The sequence below is a fragment of the Streptomyces sp. NPDC001851 genome, assembly GCF_040297165.1.
Lineage (GTDB): Bacteria > Actinomycetota > Actinomycetes > Streptomycetales > Streptomycetaceae > Streptomyces.
On record NZ_JBEOYR010000004.1, the window covers coordinates 144,894 to 171,891 of the forward strand.

Genomic DNA, 26,998 nt, shown 5'->3' on the forward strand with positions numbered 1-26,998 from the left:
GCCGTCCATGGCGCGCACGATGTGGGACTCCTCCGTCGGCAAGAAGACGGTGATGGCCGTCAGCGGCCTGATCATGCTGCTGTACCTGGTGGCGCACATGATCGGGAACCTGAAGATCTACTTCGGGGCGGGCGAGTTCAACCACTACGCCCACTGGCTGCGCACCATCGGCGAACCCTTCATGCACTACGAGTGGACGCTCTGGCTCATCCGGATCGTCCTCGTCGTCGCCGTGGTCGCCCACGCCACGTCCGCGTACCAGCTCAGCCGCCGCGACATCAGGGCGCGGCCCAGCAAGTACGTGCACAGCAAGCCGCGGGCGAGCTACGCCACCCGCACCATGCGCTGGGGCGGCATCATCCTCGGCCTGTTCATCGTCTGGCACATCCTGGACCTGACCACCGGCACCGTGCACCCCGGCGGCTTCCAGGAGGGCCACCCGTACCAGAACGTGGTCGACACCTTCTCCACCTGGTACGGCGACGTCGTCTACATCGTCGCGATGCTCGCGCTCGGCCTGCACATCCGGCACGGCTTCTGGAGCGCCGCACAGACCCTCGGCGTCGGCAGCCGCGCCCGCGACCGCGCCCTGAAGACCATCGCCAACGTCCTCGCGCTGCTGCTCACGGCCGGTTTCATCGCCGTACCCGTGGGCGTCATGACCGGAGTGGTGAGCTGACATGACCGACTACGTGAACTACGCGACCGGTGACCCGGTCACCGACACCAAGGCTCCGTCCGGCCCGATCCACGAGCGCTGGGACAAGCGCCGCTTCGAGGCCAAGCTGGTCAACCCCGCCAACCGGCGCAAGCACACGGTCATCGTGGTCGGCACCGGCCTGGCGGGCGGCTCCGCCGGTGCCACCCTCGCCGAACAGGGCTACCACGTCGTCCAGTTCTGCTACCAGGACTCCCCGCGCCGCGCCCACTCCATCGCCGCGCAGGGAGGCATCAACGCGGCGAAGGACTACCGCAACGACGGCGACTCCATCCACCGCCTCTTCTACGACACCGTCAAGGGCGGCGACTTCCGCGCCCGCGAGTCCAACGTCCACCGCCTCGCGCAGATCTCCGTCGAGATCATCGACCAGTGCGTGGCCCAGGGCGTGCCGTTCGCCCGCGAGTACGGGGGCCTGCTCGACACCCGTTCCTTCGGCGGCGTCCAGGTGTCGCGGACCTTCTACGCCCGCGGCCAGACGGGCCAGCAGCTGCTGCTGGGCGCGTACCAGGCCCTCAGCAGGCAGATCGCCGCGGGCAACGTGGAGATGCACCCGCGTACCGAGATGCTGGACCTGATCGTCGTGGACGGGAGGGCCCGGGGCATCGTGGCCCGCGACCTGATCACCGGGCGCATCGACACGTACTTCGCCGACGCCGTCGTACTCGCCAGCGGCGGTTACGGAAACGTCTTCTACCTGTCGACCAACGCCATGAACTCCAACGCGACCGCCATCTGGCGGGCGCACCGGCGCGGCGCGTACTTCGCCAACCCCTGCTTCACCCAGATCCACCCCACCTGCATCCCGCGCACCGGCGACCACCAGTCCAAGCTGACCCTGATGAGCGAGTCGCTGCGCAACGACGGCCGGATCTGGGTGCCCAGGGCCAAGGGCGACACCCGCCCGCCGCACCAGATCCCCGAGGACGAGCGCGACTACTACCTGGAGCGCATCTACCCGTCCTTCGGCAACCTGGTCCCGCGCGACATCGCCTCCCGCGCCGCGAAGAACGTCTGCGACGAGGGCAGGGGAGTGGGCCCCGGCGGGCAGGGCGTCTACCTCGACTTCGCCGACGCGATCCAGCGCATGGGCCGCAAGGCGGTCGAGGCCAAGTACGGCAACCTCTTCGACATGTACCAGCGGATCACCGACGAGGATCCGTACGAGGTGCCGATGCGGATCTACCCGGCCGTGCACTACACGATGGGCGGCCTGTGGGTCGACTACGACCTGCAGACCACCATCCCGGGCCTGTTCGCGATCGGCGAGGCCAACTTCTCCGACCACGGTGCCAACCGGCTCGGCGCCTCGGCGCTGATGCAGGGCCTGGCCGACGGCTACTTCGTGCTCCCGGCCACCATCAACGACTACCTGGCCCGCAACCCGCACCAGCAGCCGGTGACGGGCGAACACCCCGCCGTACAGGAGGTGCTGGCCGAGACGGAGGACCGGCTCAACCTGCTCCTGTCCGCCGACGGCGACCGCACCCCCGACTCCTTCCACCGCGAACTCGGCGAGCTCATGTGGGAGTTCTGCGGCATGGCCCGCACCGACTCCGGGCTGCGCAAGGCCCTGGAACGCATCCCGCAGATCCGCGAGGAGTTCTGGCGGCGCATCAAGGTGCCCGGTACCGGCGAGGAGTTCAACCAGTCGCTGGAGAAGGCCAACCGGATCGTCGACTACCTGGAGCTCGCCGAGCTGATGTGCCTCGACGCACTGCACCGCGGCGAGTCCTGCGGCGGTCACTTCCGCGAGGAGTCCCAGACCCCGGACGGCGAGGCCGCCCGCAGGGACGACGAGTTCGGCTACGCGGCGGCCTGGGAGTTCAGCGGCACCGGAGCGGCCCCCGTCCTGCACAAGGAAGACCTGGTCTTCGAGTACGTCCATCCCACCCAGCGGAGCTACGCATGAAGCTCACCCTGCGCGTCTGGCGGCAGAAGAACGCCGACGCCGAAGGAGCGATGTCCACCTACGAGGTGGACGGCATCTCGTCCGACATGTCCTTCCTGGAGATGCTGGACGTGCTCAACGAGCGGCTCATCCTCTCCGGCGAGGAACCGGTCGCCTTCGACCACGACTGCCGCGAGGGCATCTGCGGCGCGTGCTCGCTCGTCATCAACGGCGAGGCGCACGGACCGGAACGGACCACCACCTGCCAGCTGCACATGCGGTCCTTCGCGGACGGCGACACGATCGACATCGAGCCCTGGCGGGCGGCGGCCTTCCCCGTGATCAAGGACCTGGTGGTCGACCGGTCCGCGTTCGACCGGATCATCCAGGCCGGCGGCTACATCACCGCGCCGACCGGATCCGCGCCGGAGGCGCACGCCACGCCGGTGCCGAAGGCCGACGCCGACTTCGCCTTCGAGCACGCGGAGTGCATCGGGTGCGGGGCGTGCGTGGCCGCGTGCCCCAACGGCGCGGCGATGCTGTTCACCTCCGCCAAGGTCAACCACCTCAACGTGCTGCCGCAGGGGGCGCCCGAGCGGGAGACGCGGGTGCTGGACATGGTGGCGCAGATGGACGAGGAGGGCTTCGGCGGCTGCACGCTGACCGGGGAATGCGCGACGGCCTGCCCCAAGGGGATTCCGCTGGTGTCGATCACGAGCATGAACAGGGAGTGGCTGCGGGCCACGCGCAAGGCGGGCAAGAGGTAGCGCCCGCACCGCGGCTCTGGACCATGAGGTCGCCCGGCCCGTCGGTCTCGGGACGGCACCTTCCGGTTCTGGAACAGGGCGGGGTCCGCCCACGCCGTTCAGCAAGCCCACACCCGCTCTCCGGGCGCCGGTCACCGGCAGGCCAACCGGCGTCGGAAGAACAGGAGGGGCAGACCGACCGACGGACTGCCCCGCCCTGCCGACCCGGCCCGTGACCTTGGAGAGAGCCATGACCGGCGTCACCACGCTCGACCGTCCTCCGCAGCCCGCGGCACCCACCCGCTACACCGTCACCCTCGCCCGCGACGAGGCCGACGTGCGTTCCGCGCAGCGGCTGCGGCACGACGTCTTCGCCGGGGAGATGGGCGCCCTGATCGCCACCCCGCAGCCGGGGTACGACATCGACGCCTTCGACGCGTACTGCGACCACCTGCTGGTGCGCGACACCGTGACCGGACAGGTCGTCGGCACCTACCGGCTGCTGCCGCCGGAGCGGGCCGCGGTCGCCGGGCGGCTGTACTCCGAGGGAGAGTTCGAGCTGACCCCGCTCGCCGCGATCCGGCCCGGCCTGGTCGAGGTCGGCCGCTCCTGTGTGCACCCCGACCACCGCGACGGCGCCGTCATCAGTCTGATCTGGGCCGGGATAGCCCGGTACATGACCGACCGCGGACACGAGTGGCTGGCGGGCTGCTGCTCGGTACCCCTCGCCGACGGCGGCGCGCTCGCCACCGCCACCTGGGAGCGGGTGCGCGCCAAGCACCTGGCACCCGAGGAGTTCCGGGTACGGCCGCTCGTCCCGTGGTCCCCGCACGCAGGGTCCCCGGCCGGGCACAGCGAGCTGCCCGCGCTCCTGCGCGGCTACCTGCGCCTCGGTGCCTGGGTGTGCGGCGAGCCCGCGCACGACCCGGACTTCGGGGTCGCCGACCTGTACGTGCTGCTGTCGATGCGCCGGGTGAACCCGCGCTACCTGCGGCACTTCCTCGCCCTCGTGCCCGCCTGATGAGCGTCTGGCTGCCCAGCGCGCCCTGCACCCCGGGCGCCTGTGTGGAGCCGGCCCCGGCTGCCGCGGCCGTACCCCGGGCCGTGCTGCGGCTGGCCGCGGTCGTGGTCCTGCTGCTGGCCGGGATCGCGCTGTCCCCGCTCGGCCGGCGGATCCCCGCCGAGTGGGTCCGGCGGTGGAGCCGGGCGATCGTGCGGGCCCTCGGGGTCCGGGTACGCCTCACCGGTGCCGCCGCGCCGGCGGGCGGGCTGCTGCTGGTCGCCAACCACGTCTCGTGGCTGGACATCCCGCTGCTGACCGCCGTACGGCCGGCCCGGATGCTGGCCAAGACCGAGATCCGGCAGTGGCCGGTGGCGGGTTCGCTGGCCGCGCGCGGCGGGGCCCTGTTCATCGAGCGGGACCGGCTGCGCGCCCTGCCCGGGACGGTGGCCCGGATCGCCGGGGCGCTGCGCGAGGGGGCGGCCGTGACCGCGTTCCCCGAGGGCAGCACCTGGTGCGGGCGGGCCCACGGCCGCTTCCACCGGGCGGTCTTCCAGGCCGCGCTGGACGCGGGCGTGCCCGTACAGCCGGTGCGGCTTCGCTACACCCGGGACGGCGGCACGGCCAGCACCGCGGCGGCGTTCGTCGGCGAGGACACCCTGCTGGCCTCCCTGTGGCGGGTGGCCCGTACCCGCGGCCTGATCGCGGAGGTGGAGATACGCCCGGTGATACCGCCGGGCACCCATTCCGACCGCCGCTCCCTCGCCCGCGCGGCCCGGCCGGTCTTTCCAGAGCCCTGGACCCACGAGGTCCTGGTCTCCGCCTGACCAATCGACCAAAGGCTTACATATGGGGCGAATGGGAAGACGGACAGTGCACATCACTACTCCCTGAGGAGCGTGTGGCCATGTCCACGGGAACGCTTCTGGCGATCATCATTCCAATCGTGGTGGTGCTCGCTCTGGCCGCTGTGGCGGTCTCACTGCTGATGCGACGCCGTCACCTCCGTCAGCGCTTCGGCCCGGAGTACGAACGGACGGTCGAGGGATCCGACAGCCGGCTCGCCGCCGAGCGTGAGCTCCGGGAGCGCGAGCGGCGACACGACGCGCTGGAGATCAAACCGCTGCCCACCGTCTCAAGGGACCGCTACACGCGGGAGTGGAGCAGTGTCCAGGAGGAGTTCGTCGACCGGCCGGAAGACGCGGTGCACGACGCCGACCGGCTGGTGACCTCCCTGATGCACGAGCGCGGATACCCGACCGAGGGGTTCGAGCAGCAGATGAAGGACCTCTCGGTGGAGCACGGCGCCACGCTGGAGCACTACCGGGCCGCGCACGAGGTGGAGACCCTCACCACCCGGAAGCAGGCGACGACCGAGCAGCTGCGGGGCGCCATGGTGCACTACCGCGCCCTGTTCGACGAGTTGCTCTCCGACGGCGGCGGCCGGGCGCAGCCCGCCCGGTCCTGACCGCGAACACGACCCCGCATGGAGGAACCCATGCACAGAAACGAGGACGAGGACCGCACCACCGGCGGTCTGTCCACCGAGGACCTCGCCCAGCCGTCCGCCACCGGCGCGGAGACGGAGCCGGCATCCTCCGGAGCCCCCGTCTATCCCGGTGAGAGCACCGCGACGGAGGGCACGGGCGGCGAGTCCGCCACGGGCGGAGCCGGCACCGAGGCCGAGTCCCCCGAGGCCCCGGCCGCCGGGGGCACCCCGGACGCCTCGGACGACGAGGTGCCGCAGCTGCTGACGGACGACGAGGAACGCGGGTTCCGCGAGCGCTGGCAGCAGACCCAGAACAAGTTCGTGGACGACCCCCGCGAGGCCGTGCACGACGCCGACACACTGGTGGCGGACGTCATGCAGGCTCTGGCGTCCACCTTCGCCCAGCACAAGAAGGACCTGGAGGCCCAGTGGAGCCAGGGCGAGCGGGTCGACACCGAGGAACTGCGCGGGGCGCTGCGCCGCTACCGCTCGTTCTTCAACCGGCTGCTCAGTACCTGAGCGTCCTGTTCAGGGGATGACCCGGGCCAGGAAGGGCGCCGTCGCGCTGCCCTTTGCCCGGGCCACCCGCTCCGGCGTCCCGGCCGCGACGATCCGCCCGCCCCGGTCGCCCCCGCCGGGGCCCAGGTCGATCACCCAGTCCGCGCCCGCAACCACCGTCATGTCGTGCTCGACCACCACGACGGTGTGCCCGGCGTCGACCAGCCCGTGCAGCCGGTCCATCAGCACCTCCACATCGGCCGGGTGCAGCCCCGTCGTCGGCTCGTCCAGCAGATAGAGGGTGTGCCCGCGCCGCCCGCGCTGCAGTTCGCTCGCCAGCTTGATCCGCTGTGCCTCGCCGCCGGACAGCTCGGTCGCCGGCTGCCCGAGGCGCAGATAGCCGAGGCCCACGTCGAGCAGGGTGCCCAGGCTGCGGGCGGCGGCCGGGACGCCGGCGAAGAACTCCGCCGCGGCCTCCACCGTCAGAGCGAGCACCTCGGCGATGTTCCGTCCCCGGTACGGCACTTCGAGCGTCCCGAGGTTGTAGCGGGCACCGCCGCAGTCCGGGCAGGGCGCGTACGTGCTCGGCAGGAACAGCAGCTCGACACTGACGAACCCCTCGCCCTGACACGTCTCGCAGCGTCCCCCCGCCACGTTGAACGAGAAGCGGCCGACGCCGTACCCGCGCGTGCGCGCCTCCTCCGTCCCGGCGAACAGCTTGCGTACGACGTCGAACAGGCCGGTGTAGGTGGCCAGGTTGGACCGCGGGGTGCGCCCGATCGGCTTCTGGTCGACCCGGACCAGCCGGTCCACCCCCGCCAGTTCCTCCGTCAGCTCTCCGATGAGTGTGGACTTCCCGGAACCCGAGACCCCGGTGACGGCGGTGAAGGCGCCGAGCGGGAACTCGGCCGTGACCGCGCGCAGGTTGTGCCGGGTCACCGGACCCACCCTCAACCAGCCCCGCGGCTCGCGGACCGCACGCGCGGGCCCCGGTGACTCGTCGAAGAGGAACGCGGCCGTCGCCGACTCCTCGACCGACGCCAGCTCGGCCGGCGGCCCGCTGTACAGCACACGTCCGCCGTGCTCGCCCGCGCCGGGGCCCACGTCCACCAGCCAGTCGGCGCCGCGCACCACCTCCAGATGGTGCTCCACCACGAACACCGAGTTGCCCGCGGCCTTCAGCCGGCCCAGCACGGTCAGCAGCGCCTCGGTGTCCGCCGGGTGCAGTCCGGCGGACGGCTCGTCCAGGACGTAGACGACGCCGAACAGCCCGGAGCGCAGCTGCGTGGCGAGCCGCAGCCGCTGCAGCTCGCCCGCCGAGAGGGTGGGGGTGGAGCGGTCGAGGCTGAGGTAGCCGAGGCCCAGCTCGACGACCGGCGCGATCCGGGACTTCAGGTCCTCGGTGAGCACCCGCGCGGTCTCGGTGCGGCCGGCCGGCAGTGCGGCCAGGTCCGTCAGCGGCAGCGCGGCCAGTTCGGCGATGGTCCGGCCGCCGAAGGTCACCGCGAGCGCCTCGGGCCGCAGCCGGCTGCCCTCGCACACCGGACAGGGCGCGCTGGTCAGGAACCGTTCCGCCTTCGCCCGCAGCGACGCGGACCTGGTGTCCGAGAAGGTCTTCAGCACATACCGGCGGGCGCTCGTGTACGTGCCCTGGTACGGCCGTTGGATGCGGTCGGCGTCCCGCACCGGGTGGACGGTGACGACCGGCTGTTCGTCCGTGAACAGGATCCACTCCCGCGCCCGCGCGGGCAGCTCCCGCCAGGGCCGGTCCACGTCGTGGCCGAGCGCGTCGAGGATGTCGCGCAGGTTCTTGCCCTGCCAGGCGCCGGGCCAGGCGGCGATGGCGCCCTCGCGGACGGACAGCGAGGGGTCCGGGACCAGCAGCTCCTCGGTGGTGTCGTGGACCTGGCCGAGGCCGTGGCACTCCGGGCAGGCACCGGCCGCCGTGTTCGGCGAGAACGCGTCCGAATCGAGCCGCTCGGCACCCGGCGGATACTCCCCGGCCCGGGAGAACAGCATGCGCAGGGAGTTGGAGAGAGTGGTGACCGTGCCCACCGAGGAACGCGAGGTGGGGGCCGCGCGGCGCTGCTGCAGCGAGACCGCGGGCGGCAGCCCGGTGATCTCCCCCACCTTGGGCGCCCCGACCTGGTGGATCAGTCTGCGCGCGTACGGCGCGACCGACTCGAAGTACCGCCGCTGCGCCTCGGCGTAGATCGTGCCGAACGCCAGGGACGACTTCCCCGAGCCGGACACGCCGGTGAACACGGCCAGTACGTCCCGCGGGATGTCCACGTCGACGCCCTTGAGGTTGTGCTCACGGGCTCCGCGTACGCGGACGCAGGGATCGTGCGGGTCGCGGGGGCTGTGCATGGGGGAACTCTAGCCGCCCCCGTACGCTACGACTGCGGCGGGTTGTCCCGGTTCGGACGGGTGCCGAACTCGTCCCTCAGCTTGTCCTGAGCGGCGTCGACCTGCGACTGGTACGTGCCGCCGGTGCGCTGGTCGATGTAGTCGCCGCCCTTGTCGATGCCCTTGTCGGCCATGCCCTCATGGCCCTTGAGCATTCCCTTGATCTTGTCCATGAAGGACATGGCAGCCCTCCTCGTCGCTTGCGGCTTCCCCTCCCAGGGTCACCGGCTCCGGCCGGGTTCGCATCCCGGGCCCGTCAGCGGTCCGGCGCGAACAGCGCGGCGAGACGCCGGTACGAGTCCAGCAGCGCCGTACGGTCGTAACCACTGGTGGTGACGAGCACCTCGTCCGCCCCCGTCTCCTTCAGCACCGTCTCCAGCTCGTGCGCGACCTGCTCGCCGGTCCCGGCGATGTGGCCGGCGAGAGAGGCCTCGTAGAAGCCGCGCTCCTTCGCGCTCATCGGCCGGGCCTCGATCTCCTCGGCCGGAGCGAGCGGCGGGAAGGTGCCGTGGGTGCGGGAGTACGCCATCGCCCAGGCCTCCGGGACCAGCAGCCGCCGCGCCTCCGCCTCGCTGCCGGCGACGGCGACCGTGCCGGAGACCACGACATACGGCGCGGACGCCCAGGGCGAGGGGCGGAACAGCGAACGGTACTGGTCGACGCCGCGCAGCAGCTTCTCCCGGCCGCGCAGATCGCCGATCACCATCGGCAGTCCGGCACGCGCCGCGATCCGCGCGCCCTCGCCCACGGCCAGCACGAACGGCGGCACCCGCAGCCCTTCCGCGGGGCGTGCCCGCACCCCCGTCGGTGAGGTGCCCGCGAACCAGCCCAGCAGCTCGCCGAGCTGTGCCGCGAAGTCCCCGGCGTCCTCCTTGCCCCGGCCGAGCGCCCGGCGCACCCCGTCGGTGAAACCCACGGAACGCCCGAGCCCCATGTCGATCCGGCCGGGGAACAGGGACTCCAGGACGCCGAACTGCTCGGCGACGACGAGGGACCGGTGGTTGGGCAGCATCACGCCGCCGGTGCCGACCCGGATCGTACGGGTCGCGGCGGCGACCGCGGCGGCGAGCACGGTCGGCGCGGAGCCGGCGACGCCGGGCACGCCATGGTGCTCGGACACCCAGAAGCGGTGGTAGCCGAGCGCCTCCGCCTCCCGCGCCAGCGCGACGGTGTCGCGCAGCGCCTCGGCGGGCGGACGCCCCTCCCGGGCGCGGGAACGGTCGAGGACGGAGAACGGGGTCCCCGCGATCGCTGTACTGCTCACGCAGGATTCAACACCCTGACCGCCGGATGATTCCCGGGGCGCTCCGGCGCCGGTCCCCGAAGAGCCTGGCTAAGGTGACCCTGTGACCGACAGCAACGGGCTTCCGCTGGCCGTGTTCGACCTCGACAACACCCTGGCCGACACCGCTCACCGGCAGCACTTCCTGGAGAGCCGGCCGCGGCAGTGGGGCGCGTTCTTCGCCGCCGCGCCCGCCGATCCGCCGCTCGCCGAGGGCGTGGCACTGGCGGTGGACAGCGCCCGGGAGTGCGAGGTCGTCTATCTCACGGGCCGGCCCGAGCGCTACCGCCGGGACACTCTGGAATGGCTCGCGCGCCACGGGCTGCCCGAGGGGCGGGTGCACATGCGCGGCAACGCCGACCGCAGGCCGGCCCGCTTCACCAAGCTGGAGATCCTGCGCCGGCTCGCGCGGGACCGCGCGGTGCGGGTCGTCGTGGACGACGACGAGCTGGTCTGCGACGACGCCGAACGTGCCGGGTTCACCGTGGTGCGGGCCCGCTGGGCCGCCAAGTCCGCCGCGCTGGAGGAGGCACAGGAACGCGAAGGGCGTACCTGACGGCTCAGCGGCCGTCCTCAGTCGCCGTCCTCGATGCGGAAACCCACCTTCAGGCCGACCTGGTAGTGCTCGATCCGCCCGTTCTCGATCTGGCCGCGGATCTGCGTCACCTCGAACCAGTCCAGATTGCGCAGGGTCTGGTCGGCCCGGGCGATGCCGTTGCGGATGGCCTGGTCGACACCCTCGTGCGAGGTGCCGACGATCTCGGTGACCCGGTAGGTGTGGTTCGTCATGCGGGTGCTCCTCTCGTGTCGCGCCGTACTCCACGGTGCCGCATCCGCACCCGGACCGCACGGCGGGCCCGCGCCGGGACCACCGGGGAACCACACCGGGGCGTCCGGCTCACCGCACCACGCTCAGCGACAGCGCGAAGCGGCCCTGCGCGTCCGTCCACCAGTGGGTCAACTCCAGTCCCGCCGCAGCCAGTTCGGCCGTCACGCCGTCCCTGCGGAACTTCGCCGACACCTCGGTGCGCAGCTCCTCGCCCGCCGCGAAGTCCACGGCGAGGTCCAGCGCGGGCACCTTCACGGTCTGCGCGGTACGGGAGCGCAGCCGCATCTCGATCCACTCCCGCTCGGCGTCCCACACCGCCACATGGTCGAAGGCGTCCGGGTCGAAGTCGGCGCCCAGCTCGCGGTCGACGACTTCCAGCACGTTCTTGTTGAACGCGGCCGTCACGCCGGCCGCGTCGTCGTACGCCCGGACCAGCACCCGCTCGTCCTTGACCAGGTCCGTGCCGAGCAGCAGCCCGTCGCCGGGCGCGAGCAGTGCGCGCACGGAGGCCAGGAACCGGGCACGTTCGGCGGGCAGCAGATTGCCGACCGTGCCGCCGAGGAAGGCCAGCAGCCGCGGCCCGGGGGTTTCGGGCAGGGCCAGGGGGGCCGTGAAGTCGGCGATCAGCGCGTGCACGGCGAGGTCCGGGCGGTCCGCGACCAGCGCCTTCCCGGCCTGGACGAGGGCGCTCTCGCTGACGTCGACCGGGACGTACGCCGCGGGCGCGAGCGCGTCGAGGAGGTAGCGGGTCTTCTCCGAGGAGCCCGAGCCGAGTTCGACCAGCGTGCGGGCGCCGCTGGCCGCGGCGATCTCGCCGGACCGGGTGGCGAGGATCTCCCGCTCGGCGCGGGTGGGGTAGTACTCGGGCAGCTCGGTGATCTGCTCGAACAGTTCGCTGCCGCGGGCGTCGTAGAACCACTTGGGCGGCAGCCACTTGGGGTCGACGGTGAGGCCGTGCAGGACGTCGGCGCGCAGCGCGGCGTCCGTCGCGTCCTCGGGGAGGGTGCGGGTGACAGACAAGGGGCTCACGTACAGGGCTCCTTCGTGGGTGCGGACGCCGGATCCTCAAGCGGTGCGAGCAGCACGCCGGCGCGGCTGGCGGTGAGCACGGTGCGGTCGGGGACTTCCCGCCAGAGCGGATCGTCGTCGTACGGCTCGGAGGCGACGACCGTGCTCAGGCCCGGCTCCGTGCGGTACCAGAGGCTGTCGCCCCAGGCGGTGGCGGCGATCGTCGAGCCGTCGGTCAGCAGCAGGTTGAGCCGGGAGGCGGGGGCCGCCCCGGCCAGCTGCCGCACCGTCTCACCGAGGGCCTGGTCCGGCTCGTCACCGCACCTCAGCCGGTGCAGGACCAGCGCCCAGACGAACGCCGAGTCGGTACGGGCCTGCAGCGACAGCAGCTCGACCGGGGGCAGCGCGGACACCAGCGGGGCCGCGGAGTCGGGCCAGCCCGCGACGGCGCCGTTGTGGCTGAACAGCCAACGGCCCCACGCGAAGGGCGCCGCGGCGGCCTCGGCGTCGGCGCCCGCGAGCGTCGCGTCCCGTACGGCGGCCAGGACGGCGCCGGAGCGCACCACCCGCGCCAGGTCGGCGAAGGACAGGTCCGCCCAGATCGGTCCCGCACGCCGGTAGCGCGCCGGCGCCGGATCGTCCGGGGCGTACCAGCCGACCCCGAAACCATCGGCGTTGACGGTCCCGTGGCGCTGCCGCCGGGGTGCCCACGCCTGGCGCAGCAGGCTGTGCTCGGGCTCCGCGAGGATGTGGCCGAGCGGTGTCTCGGGCCCCAGATAGGCCAGGTGACGGCACATCAGACGGCCTCCGAGCGGGCGGTGCGGAACCCGGAGAAGATCTGCCGCCGGATCGGGTAGTCCCAGTTGCGGAACGTACCCCGGCAGGCCACCGGGTCCACCGCGAACGAGCCGCCGCGCAGCACCTTGTGGTCGGAGCCGAAGAACACCTCCGAGTACTCCTTGTACGGGAAGGCCTGGAACCCCGGGTACGGCAGGAAGTCGCTCGCCGTCCACTCCCACACGTCACCGATCAACTGGCGTACGCCGAGCGGGGACTCGCCGGCCGGGTAGCTGCCGGCGGGGGCGGGACCGAGGTGCCGCTGGCCCAGGTTGGCGTGTTCCGGCGCCGGGTCCGCGTCGCCCCACGGATAGCGCGTCGAGCGGCCGGTGGCCGGGTCGTGCCGGGCGGCCTTCTCCCACTCCGCCTCGGTGGGCAGCCGGCGCCCGGCCCAGCGCGCGTAGGCGTCGGCCTCGTACCAGCACACGTGCAGCACCGGCTCGTCCGGCGGGACCGCCTCGGTCACCCCGAAGCGGCGGCGCAGCCAGCGGTCGCCGTCCCGGCGCCAGAACAGCGGGGCCGTGATGGCGTGCCGCTTGATGTGGGCCCAGCCCTCCGGGGCCCACCAGCGCTCGGTGTCGTAGCCGCCGTCCTCGATGAACGCCTGGTACGCCGCGTTCGTCACCGGGGTGGTGTCGATCCAGAACGGCGCCACCTCACGGGTGTGTGCCGGGCGTTCGTTGTCCAGCGCCCACGGCTCGGCCGAGGTGCCCATGGTGAACGGGCCACCGGGCACCAGGACTTCGGCGGGACCGGTGAACGGCGGAGCCGGTGCGGGATCCGGTGCGGTGAGCGCCGGCGGGCCCTTCCTGAGCTGATGGGTGATCAGCATGGTCTCGTCGTGCTGCTGTTCGTGCTGGGCGATCATGCCGAAGGCGAAACCGGCCTCGGTCAGCCGGGTGCTGTGGAAGTCCGCCTTCTCCAGCAGGTCCATGACCCGCCCGCGCACCTCGGCCGCGTAGCGGCGGGCTTCGGCGGGCGGCAGCAGCGGCAGCGCGGGACGCTCGGCGCGCGGGTGCTCGAAGGCGTCGTAGAGGCTGTCGATCTCGGGGCGCATGGCGTCCCGGCCGCCGACCGCCCGCAGCAGCCACAGCTCCTCCTGGTTGCCGATGTGCGCGAGGTCCCACACCAGCGGGGACATCAGCGGCGAGTGCTGGGCGGTGAGGTCCGGGTCCTCGACGCAGCCGGTCAGCAGCGTGGTGCGGGCGCGGGCGGTGGTCAGCGAGGCCAGCGCGCGCTCCCGCAGCGCCCCGCTGTCCCGCTCCGTCGTCTCCGTCGTCTCCGTCGTCTCCGCCGGCGCGATGCCGGTCTCGGGGGCGGTCATGTGCGGATGTCCTTCCTCCCGTGGGCGGTGGGGGTGCCCCCGGTGCGTCCGGGCCGGGCCAGGGGCGGGACGCCGCCGTCCAGCCGGTCCAGCAGGTCGTGGGCCGGACAGCGGCCCCGGGCGACATAGCGGTCCCGGTACGCGGCCACCGCGGCCGTCACCCCGGCGGTGGCGCCGAGCCGGGGCAGCGCCTCCAGCGCCGCCGCGAAACACAGGTCCGCGGCCTCGCGCAGTTCCGGGTCGGCGAGCCCGCGGCGGGCCGCGTCGGTCCACAGCGGGTTGTGCGGGGCGGGCAGGTTCAGGGCCCGCTCCCCGAGGGGTTTCACGCTCCGGTACGCCGTCTCGGCGGCCTGCGGATCGTCGAACAGCGCCGCCGTCACCGCGAGCGGTACCATCCAGCCGTCGTCGCCGGGCTGTGCGTCGATCATCCGCAGTTCCAGGTGGCCGCGCGGCCGCACCGGCGGGAACAGGGTGGTCAGGTGATAGTCGAGGTCCGCCCGGGTGGGCGGCCGGGGCGAGCGGGAACGGGTCCACTCCCGGAAGGTGAGCCCCTCGGGCACCTCCCACGGCCCGCGGTCCCGGCGCACACACATCACCGGCGCGTCCAGCACGTGCCGGGCCCAGGCGGTCCGTGGGTCGCCGTCCAGCGGGGGAGCGCCCGCGCGGGCGGCGCCGATCTCCATCCACAGCAGCTGCCGGGTGGACAGCCAGCCCGTGGGCTCGCGGCCGAGCAGCGGGGAGTTGGCGAACGCGGCGACCAGGACGGCCCCCAGCGTATGGGCCAGCCACCAGCGCCGCTCGTGCCCGAGCGGGCCCGGTTCCGCATGGCCGGCGTCCACGCAGACCTGCACGGAGGCGGAGGTGCACATCATGTGGCGGCCCGCCGGGCCGGTGCGGTCCAGGCAGGTCTCCATCGCGTCGTAACGCGGCTCGTGCAGGAACCTGCGGGGGGTGTGCCAGGGGTCGTGGCCGATGCCGACCAGACCGAGACCGTGCTCGGCGAGGAGGGCGCGGACGGTGTCCAGGTCGGCGGAGACGGTGCCGATGCACTCCATCAGGGAGGCGGCGGGCGGCGAGCTCAGCTCCAGCTGGCCGCCGGGTTCCACGGTGAGCGGCGACCGCAGGGGCACGGTCCGCAGTGCGGCGTACGCCGCTTCGAGTCGTTCGGGTGTCACGGGGAGCTGCGGCATGCGCAGCTCATGGATGAGCCATTCCAGCTCCACACCCAGGGCGCGGGGCGGTCCGGTCTTGAAGCAGATGCCCCGGACCAGGGCCTCCACCTCGGCTTCGGTGATGGCGGTGCGGTGGTCCGTACAGTCGCCACCGTCACTCTGTGCATCGGACATGTCGGGATCCTCCTGAGATTCCACCATGCCACCGGCCCCGTTCGGGTGTCGGGCCGGGCGGGCACGCGTTCCACCCAAGACCCTCGGGCCGATTCGCACAAGGGTGCCCCAGCGGACGTTCCGGCTCGGTCATCTCCGTTTCCATCGGCGTTTCCGGGCTGTTCCGGGCGGTTCCGGGGACGGGAAACTCCGTTGCACCGCATCACCAGGATCACCCAGGATGCGTGCATGAGCACGACGGGGGCGACCGCGCGGGCCGCGGTCACGGCGCACACGGGGGTGGCGCCGTGAGCGCGCGCCTGCGCGGGATCGCCGCGGAGACGGAACAGATCGTGGCGGCGGGACGGTACCGCGCGCCGGACGGCCGGGAGGTGTCCCTCGCGGCGGAGATCGAGGCCGCGCGGCGTGGTACGCGGATGTCCGGCCCGGAACCGGTTCCGGTACGGGAGACGGACACGGCCCGCGCCGGCACCGGCGCGCCACGCGAGGGCGACACCGTGTTCGAGGTCACCGGGGAGAGCAGTCTGGAGGCCGCCCGCCGGCTGGCCGACGCTCCGGTCGCGGTGCTGAACTTCGCGTCCGCCCGCAATCCGGGCGGCGGTTACCTCAACGGCGCGCAGGCCCAGGAGGAGGCCCTGTGCCGCGCCTCCGCGCTGTACACCTGCCTGCTGACGGCCCGCTCCTTCTACGACCATCACCGCGCCCACCGCGACCCGTTCTACACGGACCGGGTGATCCACTCCCCGGCCGTCCCGGTCTTCCGCGACGACCGGGGCCGGCTGCTGGCCGAGCCGTACCGTGCCGGCTTCCTGACCGCGGCCGCGCCCAACGCGGGCGTCGTACGGCGTACGGAACCGGAGCGCGCCGCCGAGCTGCCGGGCGCCCTTGAGGCACGGGCCGAGCGGGTGCTGCAGACGGCCGCCGCCCACGGCTATCGCCGTCTGGTGCTCGGCGCCTGGGGCTGCGGCGTGTTCCAGAACGACCCGGTGCAGGTCGCGGGGGCGTTCCGGGCGCTGCTCGGCCCCGGCGGCCGGTTCGCCCGGACCTTCGAGCACGTGGTGTTCGGGGTGCTGGACCGGACGCCGGGGGCGGTGGTGCGGGAGGCGTTCACCCGGGCGTTCCCTCAAGGCCCGGGCCGGCCCGACGCGTCGTACGCCGGTCAGGTCCAGCCGTAGCGCTCGTGCAGCCGCTGCCGGACGAGGTTGAAGCGCATCCGGTCCAGCGCGCACGCCTCACGGCGCATGCCCTCCTCGTGCAGCCGCAGCACCCGGTCCACGTCCACCCAGGAGTCCCGGCCGGTCCGGTCCCACGGGCCGCTGCCGATCGCGACCCACTCCCGGTCGCCGTCGTGCCGCTTGCTGGACAGCTGCACGGCGAGAAACGTCCCGGCCGCCTCCCGGGCGACGACCAGCACCGGACGGTCCTTGCCCCGGCCGTCGTTCTCCTCGAACGGCACCCAGGTCCACACGATCTCGCCGGGGTCCGGGTCGCCGTCGTGGGCCGGGGAGTACTCGGTGCGCACCCGGCCGACCTCGCGCGGCTCGGCCTCGGTGGTCGCGTGGCGGCCGTACCGGCCGGGGACGTTCTCATCGGTATACGTGGTCACGCAGGCACCCTAATGGGCCGCACCGGCAGCGCAAGGGGCGCCCGTCGTCCACGCGTTGTGACCGTCGGGTGTGCGGCGGACGTCGCAGGTGCGGGCGGTCAGACGCCGGGGCGCGTGCCGATCCGCGTGCCCGGGCGGCGCAGGGCGGCAAGGGGCGGGAAGCCTCCGGGAGGGAAAGGTCCCGGGCGTGGGCCGGTGTGCGGGTGACCGTTTCCAGCGGCACCGGCTCCCAGGGACCCGGCTCGGCCTCAGGCCGCCCGCGGTTCGGGCGCGGGCTCCGGCGGCCACCGTTCGTGCCAGCGCAGCTCCGCCTCCAGCTGGGCGGCGACGGACACCAGCAGCGGTTCGCTGTGGGCGGGCCCGAGCAGCTGTGCGCCCACCGGCAGGCCGTCACCGACGAACCCGGCGGGCACATTGACGCCCGGCCAGCCCAGCACGTTCCACGGCCAGGCGTACGGGCAGGCGGCGATCATCGCGCGGTCCGTGGTCAGCCCGCGCCGCAGCCGGTACAGGGCGCCGATCCGGGGCGGGGGAGCGGCCGTCGTGGGCGCGAGAACCACGTCGTACCGCCCGAAGAACCCGCCGATACGGCGGTGCAGCACCGCCTCCGCGCGCCGGGCCGCCCGCAGCGGGGCCCCGCCGAGCAGCCGGCCGAGCCGGGCCGCGTCCCGGGTGCGCGGGTCGAGCAGTGCCGGGTCGGGGGCCTCGCGGACCCAGTCGGCGATACCCGCGGTGGCGCGCGGCACGAAGGTCAGCCCGATCTGGCCGTACGGCGGATCGGCCTCCTCGACGTCGTGTCCCAACGCCGCGAGCTTCTCGGCGAGTTCGACGACCCGGGCCCGGATCTCCGGGTGCAGCCGGGCCGGTACGGCGGTGAACGGCGGCTTGAGGGACAGGGCGACGCGCAGCCGGCCCGGGTCGCGGCCGACCGCGTCCGCCACGGTCAGCGCGGGCGGCCGGTGCGGGTCCCGGTCGTGGTTGCCGCTCGCCGCGTCCAGCAGCAGGGCCGCGTCGGCGACGGTCCGGGCGAGGGTGCCGTTGACCGTGATGCCGTGGAAGGACTCGCCGCGCGGCCAGGTCGAGATACGGCCGCGCTGCGGCTTGATGCCGATCAGGCCGGTCCAGGAGGCCGGGATGCGCACCGATCCGGCGCCGTCCGAGCCGAGCGCGGCGGGCACGAGTCCGGCGGCGACGGCGGCGGCCGAGCCCCCGGACGAACCCCCGGGCGTGTGCCCGGTGTCCCAGGGGTTGCGGGTGTCCCCGAACGCCGCTCCCTCGGTGAACGGCCACTGTCCCAGCTCGCACGTGTTCGTCTTGCCGACGATCACGGCACCGGCCGCGCGCAGCCGCCGTACCGCCTCCCCGTCCCTCGCGACCGGCGGGAACGCGCCCCGGCAGCCGAACGCGGTCGGCTCGCCGGCCACGTCCATGTCGTCCTTCACCGCCACCGGCACCCCGAGCAGCGGGCGCCGCGCCCCGGTGGCCAGCTCCCGGTCGGCGGCGCCGGCCTCGGCGAGTGCGGCCTCGGCCCGCACGATCCGGAAGGCGTTCAGCGTCCCCTGCGTGGCCTCGATCCTGCCCAGCGCCTCCTCCACCAGTGCACGGGAGCTCACCTCTCCCGCGGCGAGCGCACGCCGGGACTCGACCAGTCCGGCGCAGTGGTCGTGCGGCATGGGCGGCCTCCGGGAAACTCCGGGGAACGGTGTCTACTGAACGGTAACGTCAGAAGGGGGCAGGCGTACGGGTTTCGCACGGATGTCTGCGACGGCGACCCGAGACGGCCCCGGGAAGGGGCGCGCCAGGCGCCGCTCACCGTCCCAGCAGCCGCCGCAGCCAGGCGAGTCGGGCCGCCCGTGCCGCGCGGGACAGGGCCGCCTGCGGGGCGAGGGTGTCGAAGCCGTGGAACGCGCCCGGCCAGACGTGGAGTTCGGCCTCGCCGCCGCACCGCCAGATACGGGACGCGTAGGCGACCACCTCGTCCCGGAAGGTCTCCGCGGAACCCGCGTCGAGGTAGGCCGGGGGCAGGCCGGACAGGTCGTCGGCGCGGGCGGGGGCGGCGTACGGCGGGACGCCGGGACCGCCGCGGCGGTCTCCGAGCAGCGCCGTCCAGCCGGTCTCGTTGGCGGTGCGGTCCCAGACGCCGACGCCGGCCATCTGGTGGCTGGAGACCGTGTCGTTGCGGTCGTCGAGCATCGGGGCCAGCAGCACCTGGCCGAACAGGCGCGGACCCTGCCGGTCCCGGCTGAGCAGGGTGAGCGCCGCGGCGAGGCCGCCGCCCGCGCTGGCGCCCACGACGACGATCCGGTCCGGGTCGGCGCCGATCTCCCGCGCGTGCCCGGCGATCCACCGCAGGCCCGCGTACACGTCCTCCACCGGCGCCGGGTACGGATGTTCGGGCGCGAGCCGGTACTCCACCGAGACCACGACCGCGCCCAGCTCGCGCGCCCACGCCAGGGGCTGGTCCACGCCGGCCCGGCCGGTGCCGAGCATCATGCCGCCGCCGTGCACGTGGTAGAGCACCGGCAGCGGGGCCGTGGACCCGGTGCGGACGGGGCGGCAGAGCAGGAGGGGGACGTCCGGGGCGCCCGCCGGGCCCGGCACCGTACGGTCCTCCGCCTCGAAGGCGCCGTCCAGGGTGAGGTCCAGCAGACCGAGCAGTTCGCCGCAGGTGGTCCGGGCGGACGCCAGCTCGTCCTGGTTGAATCCGGGCGTGGCCGCGTCCCCGAGCAGGTCGAGCGCGGCGGCGAGTTCCGGGTCGAAGGGCGGCGGGACCAGCGGCGGCATGGGGCCTCCTGACGTGGTGTGGTGACGTACGGCCGAGACGGCGTGTCTGCCCGTCGGACGCCTACCCGGGCCGGGGTCCGGCGACGCCGGGGGAGCCGGAAGCCGCGCCCACCGCTCCGCCGGGCGCACCTGCTGCGCCGGCTCGCGGAGCCCCTGCCCACGGCGGGAGCGGCGGTCACCCGGAGACCACGGAAAGCACACGGAAAACGGAAAAGGGGGCCGGACGGAACCGGCCCCCTTCACGGTGATACGCCTCAGGCGGCGACGGCCTCGCCCACGGTGCCGTGCAGACGGGCGACGACCTCGGTCAGCTGGGCGGCGACCTCGGCGTCGTCGACCGGGTGGGTCTCGGCGAAGCGGGTCACCGAGCCGGGGATGGACAGCTTGATGTCCTCGATCACCTTGCCGCCGGCGATGCCCACGGACTTGCGGGCCTCGTCCTGCGCCCACACGCCGCCGTACTGGCCGAAGGCGGTGCCGATCACGGCGACGGGCTTGCCGCCGAAGGCGCCGGCGCCGTACGGACGGGACAGCCAGTCGATGGCGTTCTTCAGGACGGCCGGGATGGTGCCGTTGTACTCGGGGGAGAAGAGCAGGAAGGCATCGGAGCCCTGCGCGGCCTCGCGCAGCTTCGCGGCGGCGGCCGGCACGCTGCCCTCGACGTCGATGTCCTCGTTGTAGAAGGGGATGTCGGCCAGGCCCTCGTACAGCACGACCTCGGCCCCCTCGGGAGCGAGCTTGACGGCCGCCTCGGCGAGCTGGCGGTTGTGCGAACCGGCGCGGAGGCTGCCGACGAGCGCGAGGATGCGAACAGACATGGGAACTCCAAGGGGCTGAAACATCGCTGTTACGATCCGGACCGGGGTCCGCTTTAATGTTCTACCAGCCTAAGCGGACCACGGTCCAGTTTTCTTCCCGATGCTTTACGCTGTGGACATGTCCAGCGCGCTGCCCCCGTTCCCGCGGTCTCCCGAGCCCTTCGACACGCCTCAGACGCTGGAGATCGGCGCGGCGCCCGACGGGCCGTGCCTGCGTGCCGACGCGGCGCGCAACCGGGCCCGGCTGCTGGAGGCCGCCGCCCGGCTGATCGAGGAGCACGGGGTGGCCGGGGTCACCATGGAGGCGGTGGCCGCCGCGGCCCAGGTGGGCAAGGGCACGGTGTTCCGGCGCTTCGGCGACCGCACCGGGCTGCTGATGGCCCTGCTCGACCACTCGGCCAAGCAGTTGCAGGCCGACTTCCTCGGTGGTCCCCCGCCGCTGGGGCCCGGGGCGCCGCCCCTGGAGCGGCTGCGGGCGTTCGGCGTGGCGGTGCTGTACCGCTCGGACGAGCAGCTGGACCTGCACCTCGCCGCCCAGCCGGAGCCGACGCGCCGGTTCTCCCATCCGGCGCACCAGGCCCTGCGCACCCACGTCCTCATGCTGCTGCGGCAGATCGTGCCGGACGCCGACTGCGAACTGCTCGCCGAGGCACTGCTGGCCTCGCTGGACCCCGCGCTGATCCACTACCACACCAGGCAGTGCGGGCTGCCCATGGAGCGGCTGGAGGCCGGCTGGGTCGACCTGGTCGCCCGGGCGACCGGCACATCGCCGCTCCGCTGAGCAGCCGACCAGCGGTCCGGCGGGACCGGCGGTTCACCGGGTGAACGGTTGGCCGCTCGATGAGCCCGTCGGCCGCAGGGGGCCGGTGCGGGTTGCGCGGGCCGGATTTCGTCGAACGATGAACGACGTCGCCCCGCCCGCTCCCGGCCCCCGCCCCTCTGCCAAGATGCGCACTGTCATGGTGCAGATACCGAACACGCCCACGAGCGCCGACGTGGCCCGCCTGGCCGGCGTCTCGCGCGCGACCGTGTCCTACGTCCTCAACAACACCAGCGCCGTACGCATCAGCGAACCGACCCGCCGGCGCGTGCGCGAGGCCGCGCGGGAGCTGGGGTACGTCCCCCACGCCGCCGCGCGCAGCCTGCGCGCCGGACACAGCCGCATGGTCGTCATGCCCGCCCCGGCGATCCCGGTGGGCCCCCTGTACAGCAGGTTCCTCAGCGAGTTGCAGTGGGCGCTCGGCCGGCTCGACTACACCGTCGTGCAGTACGGCACCGTCGGCCTCCAGGGGGACGAAGCCGCCCGTGCCTGGGCGGAGTTGCGGCCGGTCGCCGTCCTGGTGCCCGGCGCGGAGCTCGGGCCGCAGGGCGTCGCTGTCCTCAAACGCTCCGGTGCCCGTGCCGTGGTCACCCTCGGACCCGAACGCGTCGACGGCGCGCACGCCCTGCTGATGGACCATGACGCCGTCGGCCGGAGCGCGGGCGCCCATCTCTGCGCACGGGGCCGGCGCCGGATCGGTGCCGTGGTGCCCGAGGAGCCCGGCATGGAGGTCTACTCCCGGCCCCGGCTCGCCGGAGTGCGCCAGGCGCTGCACGGCACGGACGCCACCGTGACAGAGCTCCCGCTCGCGTACACGGAGGAAGCCGCCGCCCAACTCGCCTCCCAGTGGCGGGAGTCGGGCCTGGACGCGGTGTTCGCCTACAACGACGAGTACGCGATGCTGCTGATGCGCGCCCTGCAGGACGAAGGGCTGCGCATCCCCGAGGACGTGGCCGTGATCGGCGCCGACGACCTGATGCTCGGCCGGCTGCTGCGGCCCCGCCTCAGCACCGTCCGCATCGAGCTGCCCTCGGGCCGCGACCTCGCCGAACTGGTCGACCGGGCGGTGCGCGACCCCGGCGGCGAGCCGGAGGTGTACACGGTCCTGGGCGCCTCGGTGATCCGACGCGAGTCCAGCTGACCCGCCGCCGGCACCGTCCCGTTGCCCCCGGTCGCCCAGCCGGGCGTTACTCGGCGCCGCCCTGCTGGGCCGCGATGCTCTTGCGGACCTCGTCCATGTCCAGGTTCCTGGCCTGCCCGATGATGTCCGTCAGGGCGGGCTCGGGGAGGGCGCCCGGCTGGGCGTAGACGGCGACCTTGTCACGGACGATCATCAGCGTCGGGATCGACTGGATGCCGAACGCCGCGGCCAGCTCGGGCTGTGCCTCGGTGTCCACCTTGCCGAACACCAGGTCCGGATTGTCCTGGGCCGCCTTCTCGTACACGGGCGCGAACTGCCGGCAGGGCCCGCACCACTCCGCCCAGAAGTCGATGAGAACGAACTCGTTCTCCGTGACGGTCTGGTCGAAGTTCTCCTTGGTCAGCTCCACGGTGCTGCTCATGGCGTGCTCCCTCGTTCCTAGGTGCGGGCGAAGCCGTGGGCACAACACGGCCACCCGGCGGCGTATTCCGCGCCCCTACCCGTGTGGCCGTAGCGCACACCACCCACCAGACTGACCCCATGACGGAAACGGAAACCATCGCGTACGACGTCGTGGTGATCGGGGGCGGGCCCGTGGGGGAGAACGTCGCGGACCGCACCCGCGCGGCGGGCCTCACCACCGCCGTCGTGGAGAGCGAACTGCTCGGCGGCGAGTGCTCCTACTGGGCGTGCATGCCCAGCAAGGCCCTGCTCAGGCCGGTCATCGCCCAGGCCGACGCACGCCGCCTGCCCGGCCTCGCCCAGTCGGTCCGCAGCCCGCTCGACACCCCGGCCGTCCTCGCCCGCCGGGACGCCTACACCTCCCACTGGAAGGACGACGGCCAGGTCGCCTGGCTGGAGGGCACCGGCGCCGACTTCCACCGCGGTCACGGGCGCCTCGCCGGACCCCGCACGGTCACCGTGACCGCCCCCGACGGCACCGTCACCACCCTCACCGCCCGGCACGCCGTCGCCGTCTCCACCGGCACCCGCGCCCAGCTGCCCGGCCTGCCCGGCCTCGACGAGGTGAAGCCCTGGACCAGCCGCGAGGCCACCAGCGCCCAGGCCGCCCCGAGCCGGCTGATCGTCGTGGGCGGCGGTGTCGTCGCCACCGAGATGGCCACCGCCTGGCAGGCCCTCGGCTCCCGGGTCACCCTGCTGGTGCGCGGCAAGGGCCTGCTGAACCGGATGGAACCGTTCGCCGGGGAACTGGTCGCCGAAGCGCTCACCGAAGCGGGCGCCGACATCCGCACCGGCACCTCCCTGGAGTCCGTCACCCGGCAGAACGGCACCGTCGTCGCCGTCACCTCCGCCGGCGACCGGATCGAGGCCGACGAGATCCTCTTCGCCACCGGCCGCGTCCCGCACACCGACGACATCGGCCTCGACACCGTCGGCCTGGAACCCGGCTCCTGGCTGGACGTCGACGACACCCTGCGCGTCACCGGCACCGACTGGCTGTACGCGGTCGGCGACGTCAACCACCGCGCCCTCCTCACCCACCAGGGCAAGTACCAGGCCCGCGTCGCCGGCGCCGCCATCGCCGCCCGCGCGGCCGGCGACCCCGTCCCGGACGAGCCCTGGGGCGCGCACATGGCCACCGCCGACCACCACGCCGTACCCCAGGTCGTGTTCACCGACCCCGAGGCCGCCGCGGTCGGCCTCTCCCTCGCCGAGGCGGAACAGGCCGGCCACCGGGTCCGGGCCGTCGACGTCGAGTTCTCCTCCGTCGCGGGCGCCGGCCTGTACGGCGACGGCTACAAGGGCCGCGCCCGCATGGTCGTCGACCTGGAGGACGAGATCCTGCGCGGGGTGACGTTCGTGGGACCCGGCGTCGGTGAACTCATCCACTCGGCGACCGTCGCCGTCGCCGGCCGGGTCCCGGTGAGCCGGCTGTGGCACGCGGTCCCGTCGTACCCGACGCTGAGCGAGGTGTGGCTGCGGCTGCTGGAGGCGTACCGGGACAACTGACCGGCGCCCTAAGGAAGTTGGAAGCCGAGCGCGTCGGCCGCCGCCTGCGGCGTCGGCCCATTCCACAGCGCGGCCACCGCCTCGTTCGTGGACAGGGAGCGCAGTTCGGCGCGGTCCAGGTACAGCGTGCCGTCCAGGTGGTCCGTCTCGTGCTGGACGATCCGGGCGGGCCACCCGGTGAACAGCTCGTCCAGCGCGCGGCCGTACTCGTCCTCGCCGCGCAGCCGCACCTCGGCGTGCCGGGCCACCACCGCCTGCCAGCCCGGCACGCTCAGACAGCCCTCGAAGAACGCCGCACGCGCGGTGCCGACGGGCTCGTACACCGGATTGACCAGGACACGGAACGGCTGCGGGACCCGGCCCCGGGCCACCGCCACCTCCTGCGGTACCGGCGCCGGATCCTCGATGACCGCGATCCGCAGGTCCACGCCGACCTGCGGCGCGGCGAGACCCACACCGGGCGCGGCGTGCATGGTGACGCGCAGGGCCTCGATGAAGCGGGTGAGCAGGGCCGGGCCGAGCTGACCGTCGTACGGCTCGGTGCCGCGCCGCAGCACCGGCTGCCCGGCGGCGACGATGGGCAGGGGGCCGCCGGCGGCGAGGAGTTCCTCGACCCGCTCGGCGAGCGGCGCTTGATCACGGTGAGGTGCCATCGCGTCAGCATGCCATGCCCTCCCGGTACTCCCCGGGGCACAGGCCGGTCCGCGGCGCCCCGGAAGGGTACGGCTCGGCCGGCGCACCTGCGGAAGGCGCGCCCGGCATGAAGTAGCGTGGTCCGACACGCCGACGCCGGAGGGAGACGGAGATGGTGCGGGAAGGCGGCCGGGCCCGGCGGCGCGGACAGGGCGAGCTGGAGGGCCAGGTCCTCGGCGCACTGCGCGAGGCGGACGGACCGGTCACCGCGGCCTGGGTGCAGCAGCGCCTCGGCGGCGACCTCGCCTACACCACCGTCGTCACCATCCTGACCCGGCTGCTCGCCAAGGACGTCGTCTCCCGTGAACGCCACGGCCGCTCCTTCCTGTGGACGCCGACGGCCGACGTGGCCCGGCTCGCCGCCCTGCGCATGCGCCGTCTGCTGGACGGCGAACGGGACCGCGAGGCGGTCCTGGCCAGCTTCGTCACCGCCCTGCCGCCGGGCGACGAGGAACTCCTGAGGGCCCTGCTCGACGCCCCGCACCCGGGCGGCGCGGACACGGAGGACTGACCGGCCATGGGGGTCTTCGTCTTCCTGCCGCTGGTGCTGCCGCTGTCCGCCTGGCCGGTCGCCCGGCTCGCCGAGACACGGCTGCACCCGCGTACCGCGACCCGGCTGCTGACGGCGGTCGCCGTCGTCATGGCCGTCTGCAGCACGCTCTGCCTGGCCCTGCTCATGGTCGTCGGCACCGCCCAGCTGCCCGGCAACCCCCTCCCGGACGGCTGGTCCGACCCGCAGGTACGGGCCGCCGTCCCGTACGACGGGATCGCCGGCCGGGCCGCCATCCCCGCGCTCACCCTGGTCGCCGTAGCCTGCGCCCGCACGCTGCTGGGGCACCGCCGGGTCACCCGCCGAGCCCGCCGGGCCCTCGCCGCCCTGCCGGGCAGGACGGTGGCGGTCCTGCCCGACAGCACGCCGTACGCCTACGCCCTGCCCGGCGGCCGGGGCCGGATCGTCGTCACCACCGCGCTGCTGGCCGGGCTCGACCCCGCCGAGCGGCGCGCCCTGTTCGCCCACGAACGTGCGCACCTGACCGCCCGCCACCACCGTCAGCTGCTCGCCGCGCACCTGGCCGCCCGCGCCAACCCGTTCCTGCGGCCGCTGCGCACCGCCGTCGTCTACACGGCCGAGCGCTGGGCGGACGAGGAGGCGGCCCGGACGGTGGGCGACCGGCGCACCGTCGCCCGGGCCATCGGCAGGGCGGCCCTGCTCTCCGCCGGCACACCGGCCCCCACCCTCGCCGCGCTCGCGGCCACCGGCCCCGTGCCGCGCCGGGTCGCCGCCCTGCTGGCCCCCGCACCCGTGGCCCGCACCTGGCCGCCGGCTTTCACCTCGGTCGGTCTCGCCGCGTGGGGTGCCGCCGCGGGGGCGCTGGTGTCCGCGATGTCCTCGGCGAACTCAGCCGTCACCCTGTTCCTGCTCCTGCGCGCGACGGCCTCGCTCTGACCCCGGAACACCCGCGAGCGCCGAGGCGATCCGCAGATGCTGCTCCGCTTCCTCGTGCCGGGCCTGCCGCTGGAGCGTACGGCCCAGCATCAGCCGGGCGTAGTGCTCCACCGGATCACGCTCGACGATGACCCGCAACTCGGCTTCGGCGCGGCGTAGTTGGGCGGAGTGGTAGTAGGCGCGCGCCAGCAGCAGCCGGGGTCCGGTCTGCTCCGGCACCTCCTCGACCAGCCCGGTCAGCACCCGCGCCGCGCCCGCGTAGTCCTTGGCGTCGAAGAACCGCCGCGCGCGCTCCCAGCGCTCGGCCGGCGTGCCGTGGTCGTAGTACGGGCTCTCCATCT

Annotated in this window: 29 protein-coding genes; 14 read left to right on the forward strand and 15 right to left on the reverse strand. The window is 73.7% G+C overall.

Going from position 1 to position 26,998, the window contains the following annotated elements; all coding sequences use genetic code 11:
* The first annotated feature begins 7 nt into the window (after positions 1–7).
* The 7 genes from ABT171_RS07310 (at position 8) to ABT171_RS07340 (ending at position 6,363) form a co-directional block, all read left to right on the forward strand.
* Positions 8–679: a succinate dehydrogenase gene (locus ABT171_RS07310; protein ID WP_351241101.1), complete on the forward strand. Its 672-nt coding sequence runs from the start codon at positions 8–10 to the stop codon at positions 677–679.
* A gap of 1 nt (position 680) precedes the next feature.
* Positions 681–2,630 carry a fumarate reductase/succinate dehydrogenase flavoprotein subunit gene (locus tag ABT171_RS07315; protein ID WP_351240742.1) on the forward strand — a complete coding sequence of 650 codons (1,950 nt, stop codon included), beginning with the start codon at positions 681–683 and terminating at the stop codon, positions 2,628–2,630.
* Entirely contained in the window at positions 2,627–3,376 is a 750-nt protein-coding gene (locus tag ABT171_RS07320; protein WP_351240744.1) for a succinate dehydrogenase/fumarate reductase iron-sulfur subunit, read from the forward strand. Before ABT171_RS07315 ends, ABT171_RS07320 begins: the two co-directional genes overlap by 4 nt.
* 229 nt (positions 3,377–3,605) lie before the next feature.
* Complete coding sequence (locus ABT171_RS07325; RefSeq protein WP_351240746.1) at positions 3,606–4,376, forward strand: GNAT family N-acetyltransferase; 771 nt, start codon at positions 3,606–3,608, stop codon at positions 4,374–4,376.
* Positions 4,376–5,182, forward strand: a complete 807-nt coding sequence (locus tag ABT171_RS07330) for a lysophospholipid acyltransferase family protein (protein WP_351240748.1) — start codon at positions 4,376–4,378, stop codon at positions 5,180–5,182. Before ABT171_RS07325 ends, ABT171_RS07330 begins: the two co-directional genes overlap by 1 nt.
* Before the next feature lie 80 nt (positions 5,183–5,262).
* Positions 5,263–5,823 (forward strand): hypothetical protein, encoded by a 561-nt coding sequence (locus ABT171_RS07335; protein ID WP_351240750.1) that lies wholly within the window; start codon positions 5,263–5,265, stop codon positions 5,821–5,823.
* Between the two features lie 30 nt (positions 5,824–5,853).
* Complete coding sequence (locus ABT171_RS07340) at positions 5,854–6,363, forward strand: hypothetical protein (protein ID WP_351240752.1); 510 nt, start codon at positions 5,854–5,856, stop codon at positions 6,361–6,363.
* Positions 6,364–6,372: 9 nt separating this feature from the next.
* Here ABT171_RS07340 and ABT171_RS07345 read toward each other — a convergent pair whose 3' ends face one another.
* The 3 genes from ABT171_RS07345 to ABT171_RS07355 form a co-directional block, all read right to left on the reverse strand.
* Complete coding sequence (locus tag ABT171_RS07345; protein ID WP_351240754.1) at positions 6,373–8,712, reverse strand: ATP-binding cassette domain-containing protein; 2,340 nt, start codon at positions 8,710–8,712, stop codon at positions 6,373–6,375.
* Between the two features lie 26 nt (positions 8,713–8,738).
* Positions 8,739–8,933: an antitoxin gene (locus ABT171_RS07350; RefSeq protein WP_351240756.1), complete on the reverse strand. Its 195-nt coding sequence runs from the start codon at positions 8,931–8,933 to the stop codon at positions 8,739–8,741.
* Positions 8,934–9,007: 74 nt separating this feature from the next.
* Positions 9,008–10,015, reverse strand: coding sequence for an LLM class flavin-dependent oxidoreductase (locus ABT171_RS07355; protein ID WP_351240758.1), 1,008 nt, complete (start codon positions 10,013–10,015; stop codon positions 9,008–9,010).
* 82 nt (positions 10,016–10,097) lie between these two features.
* On the opposite strand from ABT171_RS07355, the gene ABT171_RS07360 reads away from it, so the two are divergent.
* Complete coding sequence (locus ABT171_RS07360) at positions 10,098–10,589, forward strand: phosphatase domain-containing protein (protein WP_351240760.1); 492 nt, start codon at positions 10,098–10,100, stop codon at positions 10,587–10,589.
* 17 nt (positions 10,590–10,606) lie between these two features.
* On the opposite strand, the gene ABT171_RS07365 is transcribed toward ABT171_RS07360, so the two are convergent.
* From ABT171_RS07365 to egtA, 5 genes are all read right to left on the reverse strand, one after another.
* Positions 10,607–10,822: a dodecin gene (locus ABT171_RS07365; RefSeq protein ID WP_351240762.1), complete on the reverse strand. Its 216-nt coding sequence runs from the start codon at positions 10,820–10,822 to the stop codon at positions 10,607–10,609.
* A gap of 109 nt (positions 10,823–10,931) precedes the next feature.
* A complete protein-coding gene (gene egtD, locus ABT171_RS07370; protein WP_351240764.1) occupies positions 10,932–11,891 on the reverse strand; it encodes an L-histidine N(alpha)-methyltransferase in 960 nt (319 codons plus the stop codon).
* Positions 11,888–12,667, reverse strand: coding sequence for an ergothioneine biosynthesis protein EgtC (gene egtC, locus ABT171_RS07375; protein ID WP_351240766.1), 780 nt, complete (start codon positions 12,665–12,667; stop codon positions 11,888–11,890). Before egtC ends, egtD begins: the two co-directional genes overlap by 4 nt.
* On the reverse strand, positions 12,667–14,031 hold the full coding sequence (gene egtB / locus ABT171_RS07380; RefSeq protein WP_351240768.1) for an ergothioneine biosynthesis protein EgtB: 1,365 nt from the start codon (positions 14,029–14,031) through the stop codon (positions 12,667–12,669). Before egtB ends, egtC begins: the two co-directional genes overlap by 1 nt.
* Entirely contained in the window at positions 14,028–15,377 is a 1,350-nt protein-coding gene (gene egtA, locus ABT171_RS07385) for an ergothioneine biosynthesis glutamate--cysteine ligase EgtA (protein WP_351240770.1), read from the reverse strand. Before egtA ends, egtB begins: the two co-directional genes overlap by 4 nt.
* Positions 15,378–15,664: 287 nt before the next feature.
* On the opposite strand from egtA, the gene ABT171_RS07390 reads away from it, so the two are divergent.
* A complete protein-coding gene (locus tag ABT171_RS07390) occupies positions 15,665–16,552 on the forward strand; it encodes a TIGR02452 family protein (protein WP_351240772.1) in 888 nt (295 codons plus the stop codon).
* On the opposite strand, the gene ABT171_RS07395 is transcribed toward ABT171_RS07390, so the two are convergent.
* From ABT171_RS07395 to ABT171_RS07410, 4 genes are all read right to left on the reverse strand, one after another.
* Positions 16,537–16,983 carry a type II toxin-antitoxin system PemK/MazF family toxin gene (locus ABT171_RS07395; RefSeq protein ID WP_351240774.1) on the reverse strand — a complete coding sequence of 149 codons (447 nt, stop codon included), beginning with the start codon at positions 16,981–16,983 and terminating at the stop codon, positions 16,537–16,539. The two genes, ABT171_RS07390 and ABT171_RS07395, sit on opposite strands and share 16 nt — an antisense overlap.
* Positions 16,984–17,231: 248 nt before the next feature.
* Positions 17,232–18,656, reverse strand: a complete 1,425-nt coding sequence (locus ABT171_RS07400) for an amidase (RefSeq protein ID WP_351240776.1) — start codon at positions 18,654–18,656, stop codon at positions 17,232–17,234.
* A gap of 136 nt (positions 18,657–18,792) precedes the next feature.
* Positions 18,793–19,767: an alpha/beta hydrolase gene (locus ABT171_RS07405; protein WP_351240778.1), complete on the reverse strand. Its 975-nt coding sequence runs from the start codon at positions 19,765–19,767 to the stop codon at positions 18,793–18,795.
* A gap of 254 nt (positions 19,768–20,021) precedes the next feature.
* A complete protein-coding gene (locus ABT171_RS07410; protein ID WP_351240780.1) occupies positions 20,022–20,585 on the reverse strand; it encodes an NADPH-dependent FMN reductase in 564 nt (187 codons plus the stop codon).
* Between the two features lie 100 nt (positions 20,586–20,685).
* On the opposite strand from ABT171_RS07410, the gene ABT171_RS07415 reads away from it, so the two are divergent.
* The gene (locus ABT171_RS07415; RefSeq protein ID WP_351240782.1) at positions 20,686–21,366 is read left to right on the forward strand and encodes a TetR/AcrR family transcriptional regulator; all 681 of its coding nucleotides are present in this window, start codon (positions 20,686–20,688) and stop codon (positions 21,364–21,366) included.
* Between the two features lie 178 nt (positions 21,367–21,544).
* Positions 21,545–22,546, forward strand: coding sequence for a LacI family DNA-binding transcriptional regulator (locus tag ABT171_RS07420; protein WP_503074346.1), 1,002 nt, complete (start codon positions 21,545–21,547; stop codon positions 22,544–22,546).
* 46 nt (positions 22,547–22,592) lie between these two features.
* Here ABT171_RS07420 and trxA read toward each other — a convergent pair whose 3' ends face one another.
* Positions 22,593–22,967, reverse strand: coding sequence for a thioredoxin (gene trxA / locus ABT171_RS07425; RefSeq protein WP_351240784.1), 375 nt, complete (start codon positions 22,965–22,967; stop codon positions 22,593–22,595).
* Positions 22,968–23,086: 119 nt separating this feature from the next.
* On the opposite strand from trxA, the gene ABT171_RS07430 reads away from it, so the two are divergent.
* A complete protein-coding gene (locus ABT171_RS07430; protein WP_351240786.1) occupies positions 23,087–24,517 on the forward strand; it encodes a dihydrolipoyl dehydrogenase family protein in 1,431 nt (476 codons plus the stop codon).
* An 8-nt stretch (positions 24,518–24,525) separates the two neighbouring features.
* On the opposite strand, the gene ABT171_RS07435 is transcribed toward ABT171_RS07430, so the two are convergent.
* Positions 24,526–25,170, reverse strand: coding sequence for a peptide deformylase (locus ABT171_RS07435; protein ID WP_351240788.1), 645 nt, complete (start codon positions 25,168–25,170; stop codon positions 24,526–24,528).
* Positions 25,171–25,322: 152 nt separating this feature from the next.
* On the opposite strand from ABT171_RS07435, the gene ABT171_RS07440 reads away from it, so the two are divergent.
* Together ABT171_RS07440 and ABT171_RS07445 are read left to right on the forward strand one after the other, a co-directional pair.
* Positions 25,323–25,721 carry a BlaI/MecI/CopY family transcriptional regulator gene (locus tag ABT171_RS07440; protein WP_351240790.1) on the forward strand — a complete coding sequence of 133 codons (399 nt, stop codon included), beginning with the start codon at positions 25,323–25,325 and terminating at the stop codon, positions 25,719–25,721.
* Between the two features lie 6 nt (positions 25,722–25,727).
* Positions 25,728–26,657 (forward strand): M56 family metallopeptidase, encoded by a 930-nt coding sequence (locus tag ABT171_RS07445; RefSeq protein WP_351240792.1) that lies wholly within the window; start codon positions 25,728–25,730, stop codon positions 26,655–26,657.
* Here the strand turns inward: ABT171_RS07445 and ABT171_RS07450 are convergent.
* Positions 26,610–26,996: a tetratricopeptide repeat protein gene (locus tag ABT171_RS07450; protein ID WP_351241105.1), complete on the reverse strand. Its 387-nt coding sequence runs from the start codon at positions 26,994–26,996 to the stop codon at positions 26,610–26,612. The two genes, ABT171_RS07445 and ABT171_RS07450, sit on opposite strands and share 48 nt — an antisense overlap.
* Positions 26,997–26,998: the final 2 nt, after the last annotated feature.

What these genes read in the sequence shown, in the direction of transcription:
- ABT171_RS07310 (WP_351241101.1), top strand. Translation starts at nt 8, where the DNA reads ATGGCGCGCACGATGTGGGACTCCTCCGTCGGCAAGAAGACGGTGATG.
- ABT171_RS07315 (WP_351240742.1), top strand. Translation starts at nt 681, where the DNA reads ATGACCGACTACGTGAACTACGCGACCGGTGACCCGGTCACCGACACC.
- ABT171_RS07320 (WP_351240744.1), top strand. Translation starts at nt 2,627, where the DNA reads ATGAAGCTCACCCTGCGCGTCTGGCGGCAGAAGAACGCCGACGCCGAA.
- ABT171_RS07325 (WP_351240746.1), top strand. Translation starts at nt 3,606, where the DNA reads ATGACCGGCGTCACCACGCTCGACCGTCCTCCGCAGCCCGCGGCACCC.
- ABT171_RS07330 (WP_351240748.1), top strand. Translation starts at nt 4,376, where the DNA reads ATGAGCGTCTGGCTGCCCAGCGCGCCCTGCACCCCGGGCGCCTGTGTG.
- ABT171_RS07335 (WP_351240750.1), top strand. Translation starts at nt 5,263, where the DNA reads ATGTCCACGGGAACGCTTCTGGCGATCATCATTCCAATCGTGGTGGTG.
- ABT171_RS07340 (WP_351240752.1), top strand. Translation starts at nt 5,854, where the DNA reads ATGCACAGAAACGAGGACGAGGACCGCACCACCGGCGGTCTGTCCACC.
- ABT171_RS07345 (WP_351240754.1), bottom strand. Translation starts at nt 8,712, where the DNA reads ATGCACAGCCCCCGCGACCCGCACGATCCCTGCGTCCGCGTACGCGGA.
- ABT171_RS07350 (WP_351240756.1), bottom strand. Translation starts at nt 8,933, where the DNA reads ATGTCCTTCATGGACAAGATCAAGGGAATGCTCAAGGGCCATGAGGGC.
- ABT171_RS07365 (WP_351240762.1), bottom strand. Translation starts at nt 10,822, where the DNA reads ATGACGAACCACACCTACCGGGTCACCGAGATCGTCGGCACCTCGCAC.
- egtC (WP_351240766.1), bottom strand. Translation starts at nt 12,667, where the DNA reads ATGTGCCGTCACCTGGCCTATCTGGGGCCCGAGACACCGCTCGGCCAC.
- egtB (WP_351240768.1), bottom strand. Translation starts at nt 14,031, where the DNA reads ATGACCGCCCCCGAGACCGGCATCGCGCCGGCGGAGACGACGGAGACG.
- egtA (WP_351240770.1), bottom strand. Translation starts at nt 15,377, where the DNA reads ATGTCCGATGCACAGAGTGACGGTGGCGACTGTACGGACCACCGCACC.
- ABT171_RS07400 (WP_351240776.1), bottom strand. Translation starts at nt 18,656, where the DNA reads ATGCCGCACGACCACTGCGCCGGACTGGTCGAGTCCCGGCGTGCGCTC.
- ABT171_RS07405 (WP_351240778.1), bottom strand. Translation starts at nt 19,767, where the DNA reads ATGCCGCCGCTGGTCCCGCCGCCCTTCGACCCGGAACTCGCCGCCGCG.
- ABT171_RS07410 (WP_351240780.1), bottom strand. Translation starts at nt 20,585, where the DNA reads ATGTCTGTTCGCATCCTCGCGCTCGTCGGCAGCCTCCGCGCCGGTTCG.
- ABT171_RS07415 (WP_351240782.1), top strand. Translation starts at nt 20,686, where the DNA reads ATGCTTTACGCTGTGGACATGTCCAGCGCGCTGCCCCCGTTCCCGCGG.
- ABT171_RS07420 (WP_503074346.1), top strand. Translation starts at nt 21,545, where the DNA reads ATGGTGCAGATACCGAACACGCCCACGAGCGCCGACGTGGCCCGCCTG.
- trxA (WP_351240784.1), bottom strand. Translation starts at nt 22,967, where the DNA reads ATGAGCAGCACCGTGGAGCTGACCAAGGAGAACTTCGACCAGACCGTC.
- ABT171_RS07430 (WP_351240786.1), top strand. Translation starts at nt 23,087, where the DNA reads ATGACGGAAACGGAAACCATCGCGTACGACGTCGTGGTGATCGGGGGC.
- ABT171_RS07435 (WP_351240788.1), bottom strand. Translation starts at nt 25,170, where the DNA reads ATGGCACCTCACCGTGATCAAGCGCCGCTCGCCGAGCGGGTCGAGGAA.
- ABT171_RS07440 (WP_351240790.1), top strand. Translation starts at nt 25,323, where the DNA reads ATGGTGCGGGAAGGCGGCCGGGCCCGGCGGCGCGGACAGGGCGAGCTG.
- ABT171_RS07445 (WP_351240792.1), top strand. Translation starts at nt 25,728, where the DNA reads ATGGGGGTCTTCGTCTTCCTGCCGCTGGTGCTGCCGCTGTCCGCCTGG.
- ABT171_RS07450 (WP_351241105.1), bottom strand. Translation starts at nt 26,996, where the DNA reads ATGGAGAGCCCGTACTACGACCACGGCACGCCGGCCGAGCGCTGGGAG.